The organism is Dietzia timorensis, from assembly GCF_020742175.1.
GTDB lineage: Bacteria > Actinomycetota > Actinomycetes > Mycobacteriales > Mycobacteriaceae > Dietzia > Dietzia timorensis_A.
Genome location: NZ_DYXM01000127.1, coordinates 17,990 through 33,652, shown reverse-complemented (window position 1 = coordinate 33,652; position 15,663 = coordinate 17,990). Strand labels below are relative to the sequence as shown.

General features: G+C 65.9%; 15 protein-coding genes. 7 read left to right on the top strand and 8 right to left on the bottom strand.

What is annotated here, in order from left to right; all coding sequences use genetic code 11:
• Together K8V11_RS07035 and ndk are read right to left on the bottom strand one after the other, a co-directional pair.
• A partial coding sequence (locus tag K8V11_RS07035; protein WP_303912034.1) for a translation initiation factor IF-2 N-terminal domain-containing protein occupies positions 1–276 on the bottom strand: 276 nt, incomplete at its 3' end.
• A gap of 398 nt (positions 277–674) precedes the next feature.
• On the bottom strand, positions 675–1,085 hold the full coding sequence (ndk, locus tag K8V11_RS07030; protein ID WP_067471513.1) for a nucleoside-diphosphate kinase: 411 nt from the start codon (positions 1,083–1,085) through the stop codon (positions 675–677).
• Positions 1,086–1,216: 131 nt separating this feature from the next.
• Between ndk and K8V11_RS07025 the strand changes: the two genes are divergently transcribed.
• From K8V11_RS07025 to K8V11_RS07015, 3 genes are all read left to right on the top strand, one after another.
• Entirely contained in the window at positions 1,217–2,296 is a 1,080-nt protein-coding gene (locus K8V11_RS07025; RefSeq protein ID WP_303912032.1) for a pirin family protein, read from the top strand.
• A 14-nt stretch (positions 2,297–2,310) separates the two neighbouring features.
• Complete coding sequence (locus tag K8V11_RS07020; protein WP_303912030.1) at positions 2,311–2,805, top strand: carboxymuconolactone decarboxylase family protein; 495 nt, start codon at positions 2,311–2,313, stop codon at positions 2,803–2,805.
• An 80-nt stretch (positions 2,806–2,885) separates the two neighbouring features.
• The gene (locus tag K8V11_RS07015; RefSeq protein WP_303912028.1) at positions 2,886–3,245 is read left to right on the top strand and encodes a GNAT family N-acetyltransferase; all 360 of its coding nucleotides are present in this window, start codon (positions 2,886–2,888) and stop codon (positions 3,243–3,245) included.
• Positions 3,246–3,298: 53 nt separating this feature from the next.
• On the opposite strand, the gene K8V11_RS07010 is transcribed toward K8V11_RS07015, so the two are convergent.
• The 6 genes from K8V11_RS07010 to catA form a co-directional block, all read right to left on the bottom strand.
• A complete protein-coding gene (locus K8V11_RS07010) occupies positions 3,299–3,718 on the bottom strand; it encodes a DUF4233 domain-containing protein (RefSeq protein WP_303912026.1) in 420 nt (139 codons plus the stop codon).
• Complete coding sequence (locus K8V11_RS07005) at positions 3,715–5,529, bottom strand: folylpolyglutamate synthase/dihydrofolate synthase family protein (RefSeq protein ID WP_303912024.1); 1,815 nt, start codon at positions 5,527–5,529, stop codon at positions 3,715–3,717. The genes K8V11_RS07010 and K8V11_RS07005 overlap by 4 nt, the downstream gene beginning before the upstream one ends.
• Entirely contained in the window at positions 5,526–8,192 is a 2,667-nt protein-coding gene (locus K8V11_RS07000) for a valine--tRNA ligase (protein WP_303912022.1), read from the bottom strand. The genes K8V11_RS07005 and K8V11_RS07000 overlap by 4 nt, the downstream gene beginning before the upstream one ends.
• A gap of 75 nt (positions 8,193–8,267) precedes the next feature.
• Entirely contained in the window at positions 8,268–8,549 is a 282-nt protein-coding gene (gene catC / locus K8V11_RS06995) for a muconolactone Delta-isomerase (protein WP_303912021.1), read from the bottom strand.
• Positions 8,550–8,602: 53 nt separating this feature from the next.
• Complete coding sequence (locus tag K8V11_RS06990; RefSeq protein WP_303912019.1) at positions 8,603–9,748, bottom strand: muconate/chloromuconate family cycloisomerase; 1,146 nt, start codon at positions 9,746–9,748, stop codon at positions 8,603–8,605.
• A 115-nt stretch (positions 9,749–9,863) separates the two neighbouring features.
• Positions 9,864–10,727, bottom strand: coding sequence for a catechol 1,2-dioxygenase (gene catA / locus K8V11_RS06985; RefSeq protein WP_303912017.1), 864 nt, complete (start codon positions 10,725–10,727; stop codon positions 9,864–9,866).
• 438 nt (positions 10,728–11,165) lie between these two features.
• On the opposite strand from catA, the gene benA reads away from it, so the two are divergent.
• The 4 genes from benA to K8V11_RS06965 all read left to right on the top strand — a co-directional run bounded on the left by benA (position 11,166) and on the right by K8V11_RS06965 (position 15,578).
• Positions 11,166–12,497 carry a benzoate 1,2-dioxygenase large subunit gene (gene benA / locus K8V11_RS06980; RefSeq protein ID WP_303912038.1) on the top strand — a complete coding sequence of 444 codons (1,332 nt, stop codon included), beginning with the start codon at positions 11,166–11,168 and terminating at the stop codon, positions 12,495–12,497.
• A gap of 88 nt (positions 12,498–12,585) precedes the next feature.
• Positions 12,586–13,131 (top strand): benzoate 1,2-dioxygenase small subunit, encoded by a 546-nt coding sequence (benB, locus tag K8V11_RS06975; protein WP_303912014.1) that lies wholly within the window; start codon positions 12,586–12,588, stop codon positions 13,129–13,131.
• Positions 13,132–13,188: 57 nt separating this feature from the next.
• Positions 13,189–14,757: a benzoate 1,2-dioxygenase electron transfer component BenC gene (benC, locus tag K8V11_RS06970; protein WP_303912012.1), complete on the top strand. Its 1,569-nt coding sequence runs from the start codon at positions 13,189–13,191 to the stop codon at positions 14,755–14,757.
• Positions 14,758–14,783: 26 nt separating this feature from the next.
• Positions 14,784–15,578 carry a 1,6-dihydroxycyclohexa-2,4-diene-1-carboxylate dehydrogenase gene (locus K8V11_RS06965; protein WP_303912036.1) on the top strand — a complete coding sequence of 265 codons (795 nt, stop codon included), beginning with the start codon at positions 14,784–14,786 and terminating at the stop codon, positions 15,576–15,578.
• Positions 15,579–15,663 lie beyond the last annotated feature (85 nt).

The window sequence follows — 15,663 nt, the reverse complement described above, 5'->3', positions numbered from 1 at the left end:
CGGCTTCTTCGCGGCCGTGGTCTTGGCGGCCTTCGGCGCGTCCTCGCTCGCCGCCGCACCGGTCTCGCCGGTAGCGGGAGCTGCGCCGTCAACCAGCGTGGAAAGCTGTTCGCGAGTAACGCCGCTCTGGGCGCTCTTCACGGTGATCCCCTTCGCCGCGAGGGCGCCGAGGAGTTCTTTACTTGTCAGGCCCAGGGCCTTCGCGGCGGCGTGGGCGCGTAGCTTCTCGGGAAGTGCGTCGATTTGCTCGCTCGTCGCGATCGTCGTTTCCGACACGCGTTTCTCCTTATAACCCACCGGGGTGGGCATTTGTGTTGCGCCGGGCGCTACCGATTCGCGGGTGTTCTCGCGTACCGGCGCCGCCACACGGCGTCCGTTTGTCTATTTTCGATGCCCGCGGTGGCGGGCGATCCCGCGCGGGGCAGCGCAGCTGTCCATCAACCTGACTGGCGCTGCGCACCGTTCCGCACAGAAAGTCTTGTCGTCGTCCACAGCATGGAGACGCCCCTCATTCTCTCACACCGGAGACGGTCTTCCCATGCTGACGGCGGAGTTCCCCTTCTTCGTCCGGCCGGCACCCCGTTGCTCCTGCGACAATGCGGGGCATAAATGCGAAATCCCGGCCTGCCGCGTCTGCGGCCGCCGGGATTTCTCGAAGTTCGAAGGTGTGCGTTCTACAGGTTCGGGAACCAGAGGGCGATCTCGCGCGCAGCCGACTCCTCGGAGTCCGAGCCGTGAACCAGGTTGAACTGGGTTTCGAGACCGAAGTCGCCGCGAATCGTGCCCGGAGTGGCCTTCTCCACCGGGTCGGTGCCGCCGGCGAGCTGGCGCCACGCCTCGATCGCCCGCGGACCCTCGAGCACTCCGGCCACCACGGGTCCGGAGGTGATAAACGAGAGCAAGTCGCCGTAGAACGGACGCTCTGCGTGCTCGGCGTAGTGCTGGGCGGCGGTCTCCTCGGGAACGTTGCGCAGGTCCATCGCGACAAGCTTGAGACCCTTGCGCTCGATGCGGTCGACGATGGTGCCTACGAGTCCACGCTGGACGCCGTCGGGCTTGATCAGGAAGAAAGTACGCGAAGTCACGAACAACATCGTACAAGGACTTCGCTCCGCCGCGTGCGCTGCGGGCCTATCGTTGGGAACAGGAAGCCGATACACTTTTGTTGTCGTGTCACCTACTTGTCCATCCGCTTCTGCCCACTCGGAGGGAACATATGAGTAACGTCGAGACCTATCCGGACGAGGTCCTCTGCCACTCGGATGGCGAAACATCGGACGACGCCGTCCGCGCCGGAGGCGCACCGGTGGAGATCATCACCGCGCGCGAGGTGCCGCTCGGCGGCCCACGAGCGATGACGGTCCGCCGCACACTCCCCCAACGCAAACGATCCCTCATCGGGGCCTGGTGCTTCGTGGACCATTACGGCCCGGACGACGTGGCCCGCTCGGGCGGAATGGACGTCGCGCCCCACCCACACACCGGACTGCAAACCGTGAGCTGGCTCTTCGACGGGGAAATCCAACACATCGATTCGGGCGGCAACCGTGGCATCGTGCGACCCGGCGAGGTCAACCTCATGACGTCGGGCGCAGGGATCTGCCACAGCGAGACCTCGACCCCGTCGACCTCGACGCTGCACGGCGTTCAGCTCTGGGTCGCTCTCCCGGACTCCGCACGCGATGCCACGCCACGCCATTTCGAGCACTTCGTACCCGACAACACCACGTTTGACGGCGGAGAGGCACTGGTATTCCTGGGCGACCTGCTCGGCAGCCGAAGCCCGGTAGAGACGTTCACTCCGCTCCTCGGCGCCGAAATGCGCCTCGATGCCGGGGCGGAGGTGACCGTCGACGTCAATCCCGAGTTCGAGCACGGCCTGCTGGTTGACTCCGGCGACATCGAGCTCGAGGGCGTCGGCGTTCCCGTCGCGGCTATCGGTTACACGGGCATCGGGGCGCACAGCCTCACTCTGCGCAACGCTTCGGATGCGCCCGCGCGCCTGATCCTCATCGGCGGCGAGCCGTTCGCCGAGGCGATCATCATGTGGTGGAACTTCGTAGGAAGGACCAGCGAGGAAATCGCCGAGTACCGGGAGCAGTGGCAGGCTCGCACCGATCGTTTCGGGGTGGTCGAGGGATACGTCGGCCACGGCGGTCCGGATGCCAATGCGCAGGGAATGGCCTGGCTTCCTGCACCCGAGCTGCCCAATACCCACCTCAAACCGCGGAAGAACCCGTCGCCCCATGCGCGGGCAGAGACCCGAGGCGACGCTCGGCCGAATACCCACGATTAGGAATAGGAGAACGAATGAACTCAGCCAAGCGCCCGTACCTCGACAAATCACACCCCGAGACGTACAAGGCGATGGTCAAGGTCGCGGCGGAGAGCCGCAAGGCGGCGCAGGCTGCCGGACTCGACGATGCGCTCATCGAGCTCCTCAACACCCGGGTATCGCAGATCAACGGCTGCGCCCGTTGCCTGAGTACGCACGCGCCCGCCGCGCGCGAGGCCGGTGTCCCGGCGCGAAAGATCGACCTGCTGCCCGCGTGGCGCGAGATCGAGGACCTCTTCACCGACGTCGAACGGGCCGGCCTGCACCTCGCCGAGTCGCTCACGCTCCTCGGGGAGAGCTCGGACCGCGGCCTCGCGGCCGAGATCGCCGCCGACGTGCTGTCCACGGAGCAGATCTCCGCGATCGAGTGGTCGGTTATTCTCATCAACTCGTTCAACCGCCTCTCCATCGCGAGCGGGCACCCGCCGTCCGAGAGAAGCTACGCCGCCGAGGAGTCGGCCACCACCTAATGCTCCGACCTGCGCGGGCAACATGGCTCGCGGAGGAACGTTACCTTCGAACCCATAGCAATCGAAGAAAGGATACGACCATGGCCATCACCGATAAGACCGGTGCGGAAATCGCCGTAGAGCACAACGTCGAGGAAAAGGCTTTCGAGATTCGCCTCGTTGCCGAGGACACGATCGCGGGCAAGGCCCACTACATCGAGTCCGACGGCGAGCGGATCTTCTATCACACCGTCGTCGACTCCGAATTCGGCGGACGCGGGCTGGGCACCGCGCTCGTCAACGAGGCTCTCCAGGCCTCACTCCGCGACAACGTCACCGTCGTTCCCGTGTGCCCGATGGTCAAGGGGTTCCTCGACAAGAACGGCGATGCCTACGCCGCCGAGGGCGGTAGCACGCGCAATCCGACGCAGGCCGATATCGACGCCGCCCGCCGCGCATAAATCTCGAGAAGTAAAAAGCCGGCGCACCCTGGCGGTGCGCCGGCTCTTTCGTGTCAGTCGTGCTGGCTGGCCAGGTATCCCCCGGCGATCCGTTGACGAAGTTGGCTACGCAGGAACAGCAGATAGAGCCATACGAGCAGGAAGATCACCCCGACGATGGTCATCGTGTAGTGCACGAAGAATCCAATCACCACCGCCATCGCCAGGCCGAGGTTGAGCGGGATCGCCCACGGCTTCTTCTGCTGCGCACAGGCGAAGATCATGCCGCCGGCGACCACGAGGATGTAGACGGTCTTCCACCACGCCATGTGCGCGCCGCCGTCGACGCGGGCGACGACGGTGAGCACGAGGAGCACGATGATCGCCTCGAGGACCAACGTTCCCGAGCACACGCCGCGAAATCCCTTCCACGGGTCGGTGGTCGGTTCGTGCCCCACGCCTCGCGGATTGGCGCTGTTCGCATTCGAGCTCATCGCGGATCCTTTCCCATCGCGGCGCGCGCCGCCCCGGCCGTCACGACCGAGCCGGTGACGATGATTCCCTCGCCTCCGACCTCGTCGTCGTCCGTGGGGTTCGACATGCCGATCAGGTCGATCGCGAGGTCCACGGCTTCGGTGAGAGTATCCCCGCTGCTCACACGGTCCGGACCGAAGATCTCCTCGGCGAGCAGGGCGAGCTCATCCACGGGGATCGCGCGCGGAGAGGTGGTCTCGGTGACCACGATGTCGGACACGAGTGGCTCGATCTCTCGGAGGAAGCCGCGCGCGTCCTTGCCCTGCAGCATGCCGACCACGGCGATGAGCCGCTGGAAGTCGAACTCCTCACGCAGCGAGTTCGCGAGTGCCCGGCCGCCGTGCGCGTTGTGCGCGGCGTCGATGAAGATCGACGGCGACTGCGAGATCCGCTCCAGCCGACCGGGCGATTCGACGGCGGCGAAACCGGCGCGCACGCGCTCGATGTCGAGCTGGCGTCCAGCGCCGGCACCGAAGAACGCCTCTACGGATGCGAGTGCGAGCGCGGCGTTATCCGCCTGGTGCTCGCCGAACAAAGGCAGGAATATGTCCTCGTATTCACCGCCGAGTCCGCGCAGCGAGACCATCTGACCGCCGACGGCCACCGAGCGTGAGCTCACGTCGAATTCGCGCCCGGCGCGCGCCACCACGGCGCCCACCTCCTGAGCACGCGCGAGCAGCACCGCCTCGGCCTCGGGATCCTGCTTTGCCAGCACGGCGACGGATTCGTTCGGGTTGAGCAGGTCGGCGGTCGCGTCGACCTGCGGCCCCTTGATGATCCCGGCCTTCTCCCCCGCGATCTCCTCCAGCGTGTCGCCGAGGTAGTCCGTGTGGTCGATACCGATTGGTGTGACGACGGACACCGCGGGTTGCACGAGGTTCGTCGCATCCCAGGTGCCTCCCATCCCCGTCTCGACAACGGCCGCGTCCACCGGAGCATCGGCGAAAACGGAGAACGACAGCGCGGTGAGCACCTCGAAATAGCTCATTTTCGGTCCGCCGCGCTCGAGCGACCACTGGTCGACCATCTCGACCATCGGCTCGATCTCGCGGTAGGCCGCGGCGAACGTTCCCGGGCTGACGGGTTCGCCGTCTACGGCGATCCGCTCGGTCACCGACTGCAGGTGCGGGCTGGTCGTGCGTCCGGTGCGCTGGTGGAGCGCACGCAGAAGAGAATCGACCATGCGGGCGACAGAGGTTTTGCCGTTGGTTCCGGCGATGTGGACGACTTGGTATGCCAGCTGTGGCCCGCCGAGGACATCGAGCAGCCGCTCGATGCGGTCGAGCGAGGGATCGAGCTTCGACTCGGGCCAGCGCGTCGCGAGTACCGCCTCGACGGCTTCGAGCGCCGCCGCACCCGCTGCGCTGCCGGGGTCGCGGTCGTCGACGCCCAGTGCGACGGCTTCCGGTGACGGCGTGCCGCCGGGAATGCCGAGCGCTTCCTCGTCGGGGTCTATCCCCTCGCGGTATTTCTCGGCCTCCTGGAGCGCCTCTTCCTCGGCCAGATCGTCGGCGTAGAGGCCATCGCGCGCTGCCTCGTCGTCGAGGGGCCCGCCGAGAGGAACGAGGTTGGTCTCCGCTGAGCGCTCGTCGACCATGTCCGCGAGGTCCTCGTCGGTGAGGTCGTCCCAGCCGACGTTGGGATCGTGGGGCGGGAGCCAACGGCGGCCGCCGCCCGAGTCGCCGCCGTAGCCGTACTCGTCGAAGCCCATGTCGCCTGCGCCCGGGTCGTCGTCCCCCGAGTCGCTCCGGCCGGTGTCGTCGTCGCTCATGCCTGGGGCATACCTTCCAGTCGCGCGGTGATGCGCTCGACCTCGGCGCGCGCGAACTCCTGGCGGCCGCGGATCTTGTCGACAACGTGCTCCGGGGCCTTGGCGAGGAAGGACTCGTTGCCGAGCTTCGCTCCGGTCGTCTCCAGCTCCTTGCGTGCGCCGGCGAGATCCTTTTCCAGGCGTTTACGCTCCGCGGCGACGTCGATCGCGTCGGAGATGTCGATCTCCACCGTCACCGTACCCCTGGCGAGCCGCACCTCGATCGACGCCGTGGCAGCGAAGCCGTCGTCCGGCTCGGTGAGGCGCGCGAGATTTCGCACTTCGGCGAGCGTCGCGTCGGCGTCGACGGCTTCGAGGCCGATGAACTTCGCGGGCGCCTTCTGCCCCGGCTTGAGTCCCTGGTCACTGCGGAAGCGGCGCACCTCGGTGATGAGCTTCTGCGTGTCCTCGATCCGGCGCACGGACTCCTCCGCACCGTCCAACGGCTCGGAGCTCGGCCACTCCGCGATGACGAGCGACTCCTCGCCGGTCAGCGTGGTCCACAGCACCTCGGTGACGAACGGGATGAAGGGGTGGAGAAGGCGCAGAACCGTGTCGAGCACGTGGCCGAGCACGACCTTGGTGTTCTCTGCGCGCTCATCGCCGAACTGGACCTTGGCGAGCTCGAGGTACCAGTCGCACAGCTCATCCCAAGTGAAGTGGTAGAGCGCATCGCAGGCCTTCGAGAACTCGTAGGCGTCCAGCGAGGCATCCACCGCCACGCGAAGTTCGCCGAGTCGGTGAAGGATCCAGCGGTCGGCGTCACTGAGCGAATCCGTTTCGGGCAGGGTGCCGACCTTCGCCCCGTTCATCAGCGCGAACTTGGTCGCATTGAACAGCTTGGTGGCGAAGTTGCGCGAGGCCTGGGCATGGTCGTCGCCGACGGACAGGTCGCCGCCGGGTGCAGCACCGCGGGCGAGGGTGAAGCGCAGCGCGTCCGCGCCGTACTGGTCGACCCAGTCGAGCGGGTCGATGCCGTTGCCCTTGGACTTGCTCATCTTTTGGCCGTGCTCGTCGCGGACGAGTCCGTGGAGGAACACGTCGCGGAACGGCACGGGACCGCCGACCGCCTTGTCCCCGGTAAGACGCTGCCCGACGAACGTGCCGAACATCATCATCCGCGCGACCCAGAAGAACAGGATGTCGTAGCCGGTGACCAACACCGAGGTCGGGTAGAAGCGCTCGAGGTCTGTGGTGGACTCGGGCCAGCCCATCGTCGAGAACGGCCACAGGCCCGAGGAGAACCACGTGTCCAGCACGTCGGGGTCCTGCTCGTACCCCTCGGGCGCGGACTCGTCCGGTCCGACGCACACGACGTCGCCGTCGGGGCCGTACCAGATCGGGATCCGATGCCCCCACCACAGCTGCCGCGAGATCGTCCAGTCGTGCATGTTGTCGACCCAGTCGAACCAGCGCGGCTCCTGGGAGGCGGGGTGAATCACGGTATCGCCGTCGCGCACGGCGTCGCCCGCCATCTTCGCGAGGTCGGCGACCTTGACCCACCACTGCATCGACAGGCGCGGCTCGATGGCCTCGCCGGAACGCTCCGAATGGCCGACAGAGTGCACATAGGGGCGCTTCTCGGCGATGATGCGGCCCTGCGTCGCGAGCTCTGCGTTGATCGCCGAGCGCGCCTCGTACCGATCGAGCCCGTCGAACTTGGTGCCGGTGCCCTCGATCCGCGCGGCCGCGTCCATGATCGTCGGCATGGGCAGGTCGTGGCGCTGGGCGACCTCGAAGTCGTTCGGATCGTGGGCCGGGGTGATCTTCACGGCGCCCGAACCGAACTCGGGATCGACGTACTCGTCGGCCACGACAACCACGGACCAGTCCTCACGGATCGGGTGCGGCAGCGTCTGCCCGACGAGGTGGGCATAGCGCTCGTCCCCCGGCGCGACCGCGATGGCGGTATCGCCGAGCATCGTCTCCAGACGAGTGGTCGCGACGTCGATATACGGGCCGGAACCGTCGACGGAGCCGTAACGGAACGTCACCAGCTCGCCGTCGACATCGGAGTACTTGACCTCGATGTCCGAGATCGCGGTGCCGAGCACCGGCGACCAGTTGACCAGGCGCTCGGCGCGATAGATGAGGCCCTGGTCGTACAGCTCCTTGAAGATCGTCTGCACCGCGCGCGAGAGCCCCTCGTCGAGCGTGAACCGCTCGCGGGACCAGTCGACGCCGTCACCGATGCGGCGCATCTGCGAACCGATCGTGCCGCCGGAGTTCGCCTTCCACTCCCACACCTTCTCGATGAACGCCTCGCGGCCGATCTCGTGCCGCGAGGTGCCCTCGGCGTTGAGCTTCTTCTCCACCAGCGTCTGGGTGGCGATGCCGGCGTGGTCCATGCCCGGCAACCACAGCACCTCATAGCCCTGCATCCGCTTGCGGCGCGACAGCGCATCCATAAGCGTGTGGTCGAGGGCGTGACCCATGTGGAGCGAACCCGTGACGTTCGGCGGGGGCAAGACGATCGAGTACGGAGGCTTCTCGCTCGAGGCGTCCGCCTCGAAGTAGCCCGCCTCTACCCAGCGCGAGTAGATCGAGTCTTCGTGGTCCGCGGGATTCCACGATTTGGGCAAGGACTGCGCTGGATTCGCTGCGTTCGGCTGCTCGGTAGTCACCTGGACCAGTCTAATGGCCAAGTGCCCGCTGCTCTAAGTCGCATCGAGGCCGAGCGGCGTCGCTATCCTGCAGCGCTATTTGATGTCCGAGCCATGCTTCGCGAGCGCGGTGACCTCTATGTCCATGTAGGGAAACAGCGGGAGCGCGAACAGCAGCTCGTTGAGCTCGTCCGCGGACTCGACGTCGAAGATCGAGATGTTCGAATACTTGCCGGCGATCCGCCAGATCTCGGGCCATTTGCCCTCGCGCTGCAGCTGCTGGGAATAGGCCTTCTCGCGGGCGACGGTGTCCGCCCGCACCTGCGCGTCGAGGTCGGCGGGGATGTGGACGTCCATGCGGACGTGGAACAGTGCCATCGTTCGTTCCTTCTTTCGTGTCGTATGTGCTCCGAGTATGACGTCGGAGGTGCTCAGTCGGCGCGGCGGAAGCGGCTCACGGCATCGGGGTCCAGGTCGACGCCGAGCCCCGGCCCCTCGGGAAGGTGCACGCGCCCGTCGTCATAGGTGATCGGTTCGGTGAGCAGTTCGTGCGCCAACAGCAGCGGTCCGAAAAGCTCCGAACCGAAGGTGAATCCCGGGTCCGCGCAGGCGAGGTGGAGCGAGGCCGCGGTGCCGATCGGCCCCTCGAGTGAGGTCGCGGCGTGACAGGCGAGCCCTGCGGCGCGCGCGACGGCGACCGTCTCCTTACTGCGCAGCAAGCCGCCGAGCTTGGTCGTCTTGATGGCGAGGACCCCGGCGGCCTCCCTGCGCACGATCTCGAGGGCGTCGTGCGGGGACTGCACGGATTCGTCGGCCATGATCGGCACGTTCGTGAGCCGGGCGAGCTCGGCGAGCACGCCGAGCTGCTCGGTGGGCGTGGGCTGCTCGAACAGCTCGATGCCCGCCTCGGCCAGCGCGGGGAGGTAGCGCACCGCCGTCAGCCTGTCCCACCGCGCGTTGACGTCGATGCGCAGGCCGGCGCGGTCACCGATGTGCTCGCACAGTGCGATGATGCGGTCGGTGTCGGTGCGCGGGTCGCCCGACCCCATCTTGAGTTTGAAACTGCGGTGGCGGCCCGAGTCGAGGATTTCGGAGATCTCGCCGATCATCTCGTCCAGCGGGGCGACGCCGAGCGCCCACGTGCAGTCGATGGAGTCGCGGACCTTGCCGCCGAGCAGCGCGTGCATTGGGACGCCGAGGCTGCGCGCGTAGGCGTCGAACATCGCGATCTCCAGCCCGGCCTTGGCGAAGCGGCCGCGGGCGACGAACTTGTCGAAATCCTCGACCAGTCGCGGAATTTCATCGAGGGTCTGGCCGACGACGACGGGCGCGAGGTACTTGTCGACCAGCGCCTTCATCGTCTCGACGGACTCCCCTCCCCACCACGGTCCGCCCGGAGTGACTCCCTCGCCGTAGCCGGTGATCCCGTCCTCGGTGGTCACTTCGACCAGGAGGATGGGCTGCGCGGTGGCGGTGGTGGTGGCGAATTTGTGTGGCCGGATGAGCGGCACGTCGAGGATCGTCGATCGGACTGCGGCGATCTTCGGTGCGCCGCCGTTGGGCGGGATGTCGGACACGGTGGCCTGGCCTTCTTTCGGGGGCTGCTACATGCGGGTTTATAGGGAATTTCGCCTCACACGCGTCGGGCCCGGCGCCGTTGTATCGACTGCGGCACCGGGCTCGAAGCTGGCATCAGGCGACGAAGCGGCCTTCGCTTTCGGGGTCGAGCACGAAGTCGTAATTGACGACATTCACGCCGTCTGCGCCGGGCTGCGGGTCGAGGATCAGGTCGGGCTTGACTGCGCCGGCGACGTCATCGTCGACGTAGTCGCCGCCCTGGAAGTACAGCTGCGTAGTGATCAGGCGCTTGCCGGGTGCGGTGACCTTGAGGTGCAGGTGCGCCGGGCGCCAGGGGTGTCCGCCATAGGACCGGACGAAGGCGCCGGTGGGGCCGTCGTGCGGGATTTGGTACGGCGCGGGCTGCATCGTGTGGATCTTGAAATTGCCGTCGGCATCGGTGGAGAAGGTGCCACGAAGGTTCCACTCGGGGATGCCGAGTCCGTCGTCGAATTGCGAGTAGTAGCCGGCGGAGTCGGCGTGCCAGATTTCCACCGAGGCGTTCTCGATCGGCGAGCCGTCGAGGTCGCGAACCTGGCCTTGGAAGATCAGTGCTGTACCGTCCTCGTCGTCGCGCATGGGAAGCGCGGCGTCGGAACCGAGATTCGGCGCATCCGGCACGTAGTACGGGCCCTCGATGGAGCCCTTGGTCCCGTCGAAGATTCGGCTGTTGGAGTCCTCGATGAAGTGCTCGAGGAACACGTCGAGCCATAGCGGCCATTCGCCTCCCTCGCCGAGGGCGATGAGCCACTGCTTGAGCACGCGGTATTCGTCGTAGGTGACCTCGTGTTCGTAGATGACCTCGCTGAGCTTGCCGAGCACGTCCTTGTAGATCGCCGCGGCACGGTCGGTCGAGGTGTCCGCGGTGACCTCATTGGTACGGAACTTGGCGGTGGCGGCGTTGCCTGAGCCCGAGGCGGTGGGAACTGCGGTAGTCACGGTTACTCCTCACATGACGGTGGATGGTTTCGCAATTGGGAAACTGCGCTCCGTCGGCGACTGGTGACCCATCGGGCAGATGTGGAATGCGATCACTTTTTCGTCGTCCAACTGCCTTAACTGTGCGCTGAGACACACACTTCGTCAAACCCTTATTTCTGCACTCTTTTAGTATTTAATGCATTTTGTGCACACCTTAGCGCTGCGAACATTCACGTTTGCGCAGGCCCAACGACTTGCGCAGCCCCCTTGGTTCGACAGGCGAACACACCACCCTAGGGAAAGGCTAGGCATTTACCTAGTGTGTCGCGAGTCACTGCGTGTGATTGTGGTGACACCACGCCGACGCCCTGCCCGGTTGAACCACCCCGTCGGCGATCCCGCACGAAGGAAGGAAGCAACGCCGTGACGACCCGACTCGAGTCCCTCGAGGGCACCCTGTCCAATGCCATCCAGGACATCCCGGAGGAAGGCATCATCCGCGCCAACCGGACGATCTTCACCGACGAGGACCTGTTCGAGCTCGAGATGAAATACATCTTCGAGGGCAACTGGGTGTACCTCGCCCACGAATCGCAGGTCCCGGAGATCGGCGACTACTTCACGACCACCATCGGCCGCCAGCCCGTCGTCATCACCCGAGACAAGGAGGGCGAGCTCAACTGCCTCATCAATGCGTGCTCGCACCGCGGCGCGATGCTGTGTCGACGCAAGACCGATAACCGGAAGACGCTGACCTGCCCGTTCCACGGCTGGACGTTCTCCAACAACGGCAAGCTGCTCAAGGTCAAGGATCCTCGCGGCGCCGGCTACCCCGAACAGTTCAACACCGAGGGCTCCCACGATCTGCGCAAGGTCGCCCGCTTCGAGAGCTACCGCGGGTTCCTCTTCGGCAGCCTCAACCCCGACGTCGTCCCGCTCGCCGAGCACCTGGGCGACGCCACCAAGATCATCGACATGACCGTCGACCAGTCTCCCGAGGGCCTCGAGGTGATTCGCGGCGCGTCGACCTACACCTACGACGGCAACTGGAAGCTCCAGGCCGAGAACGGTGCCGACGGCTACCACGTCTCCGCCACCCACTGGAACTACGCGGCGACCACGGCACGGCGCTCCTCGGGTGAATCGAAGAACGAGACCCGCGCAATGGACGCCGGCACCTGGGGCAAGCAGGGCGGCGGATACTACAGCTTCCCGCACGGCCACCTCCTGCTGTGGATGTGGTGGGGCAACCCCGAGGACCGCCCGTTGTTCGAAAAGCGCGAGCAGCTCGCCGCCGAGCTCGGCGAGAAGAAGGCCGAGTTCATGGTCGGCGCTTCGCGGAACCTGTGCCTGTACCCGAACGTGTACCTCATGGACCAGTTCTCCTCGCAAATCCGCCACTTCCGGCCGATCTCCGTCGACAAGACCGAGGTGACGATCTACTGCATCGCCCCCAAGGGCGAAAGCGACGCGGCCCGCGCGAACCGGATCCGCCAGTACGAGGACTTCTTCAACGCCACAGGCATGGCCACCCCGGACGATCTCGAGGAATTCCGTTCCTGCCAGAAGACCTACATGGCCACCAAGGCCCCGTGGAACGACATGACCCGCGGCTCGATGCACCAGGTCGACGGGCCCGACGAGGTCGCCAAGGGCATCGGCCTCGACAACGTGCTGTCCTCCGGAGCGCGAACCGAGGACGAGGGCCTGTACCCGATCCAGCACGGCTACTGGCTCAACTCGATGAATTCCGCGCTCGAGAGCGAGAAGGAACTGGCGTCCGAATAGGACTCGACGTCCCGCCACTTTCCCAGCGCCCGCCCATTCGCCTCGTCGGCCCTGCCCTCAGCACGGCCAGACACCCAGGAGACCCGCCATGACCACCTCTCTTGCCACTCCCGGCACACCATTGACCACCACCGAGATCAACACGAACGTGTCCCGCGCGGACATCGAGGCCTTCCTCTACTTCGAGGCACGCCTACTCGACGACCGTGACTTCGAACGCTGGATCGAGCTATACCGCGAGGACGCCCCGTTCTGGATGCCGGCATGGGATGACGACGGAGAGCTCACTCGCGATCCGCAAAAGGAGATTTCGCTGATCTACTACCCGGATCGCTCCGGTATCGAAGATCGCGTGTTCCGCATCCGCACCGATCGCTCAAGCGCGACCTCGCTCCCCGAGCCCCGCACCGGACACACGATCTCCAACGTCGAACTTCTCGAAGAGCGCGAGGGCGAGATAGACATCCGCTTCAACTGGATCTCGCACTACTTCCGCTACAACACGACCGACTCCTACTTCGGAACGTCGTTCTACACCCTCGATGTGCGTGGGGACTCTCCGCTGATCGCGTCGAAGAAGGTCGTCCTCAAGAACGACTACATCCACCACATCGTCGACGTCTACATGGTCTAGGCCGCGCTCGACGCTTGCCGCCACCAGACGACGACCCACTCTCAAAGGACCCGCGATATGTCACACCAAGTCGCATTGAGCTTCGAGGACGGGGTGACCCGGTTCATCACCGTCAACCCGTTCGAAACCGTCGCCGACGCCTCTTATAAGGCGCGCATCAATATCCCGCTCGACTGCCGCGACGGCGCGTGCGGAACCTGCAAGTCGTTCTGCGAATCGGGCACATTCGACCCGGGCGATTTCATCGACGACGCCATGACGGAGGACGAGCTCGAGCAGGGCTACTGCCTGCCGTGCCAGGCCCTGCCGGAATCGGACATGGTCATCAACATCCCGACCACCTCCGATGTGGCAAAGACCGCACCGTCGGCGAGCACCGCGACCGTGACCGGCGTCGAGAAGGTCTCCGAGTCCACGTTCTCGCTGCGGATGAAGGTCGAGAATCGCGAATCGCTCGCGTTTCTGCCCGGCCAGTATGTCAACGTGTCCGTTCCCGGCGCCGACGCCGCCCGTTCGTATTCGTTCTCGAATGGGACAAGCGAGGAGGAGTTGAGCTTCCTCATTCGCAACACGCCCGGCGGCGTCATGACCACCTATCTCGAAGAGCGGTGCGACGTCGGCGACGAGCTCGAGCTGACCGGGCCGATGGGCAGCTTTTTCCTTCGCGAGGCCGACCGCCCGCTGCTTCTGCTCGCCGGCGGGACCGGGCTCGCGCCGATCCTGTCGATGCTCCGGTCGCTGTGCGATGGAGACGAGCGCGAGGTTCACCTGATCTACGGCGTCTCCCGGGTCGACGATCTCGTCGGCCTGGACGAGCTCGACGCGTTCAAGGCCGATAATCCCCGCTTCACCTACGACACCGTGGTCTCCGATCCCGATTCCGGGCACGAGCACATCGGCTACGTCACCTCGCTGATGGGCGCCGAGCAGCTCCGCGACGGCGAGATCGACGTGTACCTGTGCGGGCCGCCGCCGATGGTCGATTCCGTGCGCGAGCACCTCGACTCCGTCGGGACGACGCCGGTGAACTTCTACTACGAGAAGTTCACCCCGGCCGCCGGCACCAGCACCGAGGACGCGGCGAAGGACACCGTCACGGTCACCAAGGTCGAGGACGATCGTGCGACCACCGTCGTCTCCGGCCCCGGCTTTGAGCGGGGCGAGCAGCACCTGTCGCTCGCCGCGAGCTCCGATGCCCAGTTCGATGCCCGCATGGCGTTGGAGTTCGGTGCACTCGAGCTGGTCATCGGCAGGCTCAGCGAGCAGGAGATCAACGAATTCCGTGCGCTCGCCCAGTCCGCGAACGCATACATCGACGGCAACACCTTCGTCGACGCCGAGGCATTCACGAAGACGAACAACGCCTTCCACGAGTACCTCTTCGTATGTACGTCGAACGATTCGCTGCTGCACGCCTACCGTTCGCTGGAGGTCACCAAGTACATGAACACGGTGCTCCCGCCCGCGAACTGGGTTTCCGAGCACATCGTCGCCGAGCATCTCCAGCTCGTCGAGGCGCTCGAGACCAACGACAGGGACGCCGCGCGCTACATCGTGCGCCACCACACCGAGCACGCCAAGGAAACAATGCACGCCGCCGTCATCCAGATGGAGGACTCCGAGTGAGCGCGCCGGTCTCCTCAGATGACCCGCTGTCCCCTCCCATCGTGAGCCCCGGCCGTTTTCGCGGAGCGCGGGCCGTCGTGAGCGGCGCCGCCCAGGGCATCGGCATGGCCGTCGCCGCGCGTATCGCGATGGAGGGCGGACACGTCATAGCCGTGGACCGCTCGACACTTGTAGAGGACGCATGCGCACGGATCTCCTCGCTCGCGAATGACGGCGGACGTGCCGATCCCCTCTGCGCGGACCTCGAAACCTGGGAGGGCGCGGAAGCGGTGGCCGAGAAGGCCGGCACGGTCGACGTGCTTATCAACAACGTCGGCGGAACGATCTGGGCGCGCCCGTATTCCGAGTACTCCCCCGAGCAGATCGAGGCCGAGATCCGGCGGTCGCTGTTCCCGACGCTGTGGATGTGCCGGGCATTCCTGCCGGCGATGGTCGCCGCGGGCGCGGGGACTATCGTCAACGTCTCTTCGGTCGCCACCCGCGGGGTGAATCGCGTGCCCTACGCGGCGTCGAAGGGCGGCGTCAACGCAATCACCGCGGCGCTCGCGCTCGAATCCGCACCCCACGGCGTTCGCGTCGTTGCCACGGCGCCCGGCGGCACGCTCGCGCCGGAGCGGAAGATCGCGCGCGGTGGCGCGCCGGACTCGGACACCGAACGGCGCTGGTACCAGGAGATCGTCGACCAGACCGTCGACTCCTCCCTGCTCAAGAGGTACGGAACCCTACACGAGCAGGCCGCCCCGATCTGTTTCCTCGCCTCGAGCGAGGCAAGCTACATCGACGGATCTGTGATTCCTGTCGCCGGAGGTGACCAGGGATAGCGACAATAGACGACATATCGCGCGCCGCCCGGCCGTGACAGCGGTGGCCGGGCGCGCGTTCGCCGACTCAGATTTCGTCAGGGAG

Bases quoted from the DNA above. Each gene is read 5' to 3' on its own strand.
- K8V11_RS07015 (WP_303912028.1), top strand. From the start codon at position 2,886: ATGGCCATCACCGATAAGACCGGTGCGGAAATCGCCGTAGAGCACAAC.
- K8V11_RS07025 (WP_303912032.1), top strand. From the start codon at position 1,217: ATGAGTAACGTCGAGACCTATCCGGACGAGGTCCTCTGCCACTCGGAT.
- benB (WP_303912014.1), top strand. From the start codon at position 12,586: ATGACCACCTCTCTTGCCACTCCCGGCACACCATTGACCACCACCGAG.
- benC (WP_303912012.1), top strand. From the start codon at position 13,189: ATGTCACACCAAGTCGCATTGAGCTTCGAGGACGGGGTGACCCGGTTC.
- K8V11_RS07010 (WP_303912026.1), bottom strand. From the start codon at position 3,718: ATGAGCTCGAATGCGAACAGCGCCAATCCGCGAGGCGTGGGGCACGAA.
- K8V11_RS07020 (WP_303912030.1), top strand. From the start codon at position 2,311: ATGAACTCAGCCAAGCGCCCGTACCTCGACAAATCACACCCCGAGACG.
- K8V11_RS07005 (WP_303912024.1), bottom strand. From the start codon at position 5,529: ATGAGCGACGACGACACCGGCCGGAGCGACTCGGGGGACGACGACCCG.
- catC (WP_303912021.1), bottom strand. From the start codon at position 8,549: ATGGCACTGTTCCACGTCCGCATGGACGTCCACATCCCCGCCGACCTC.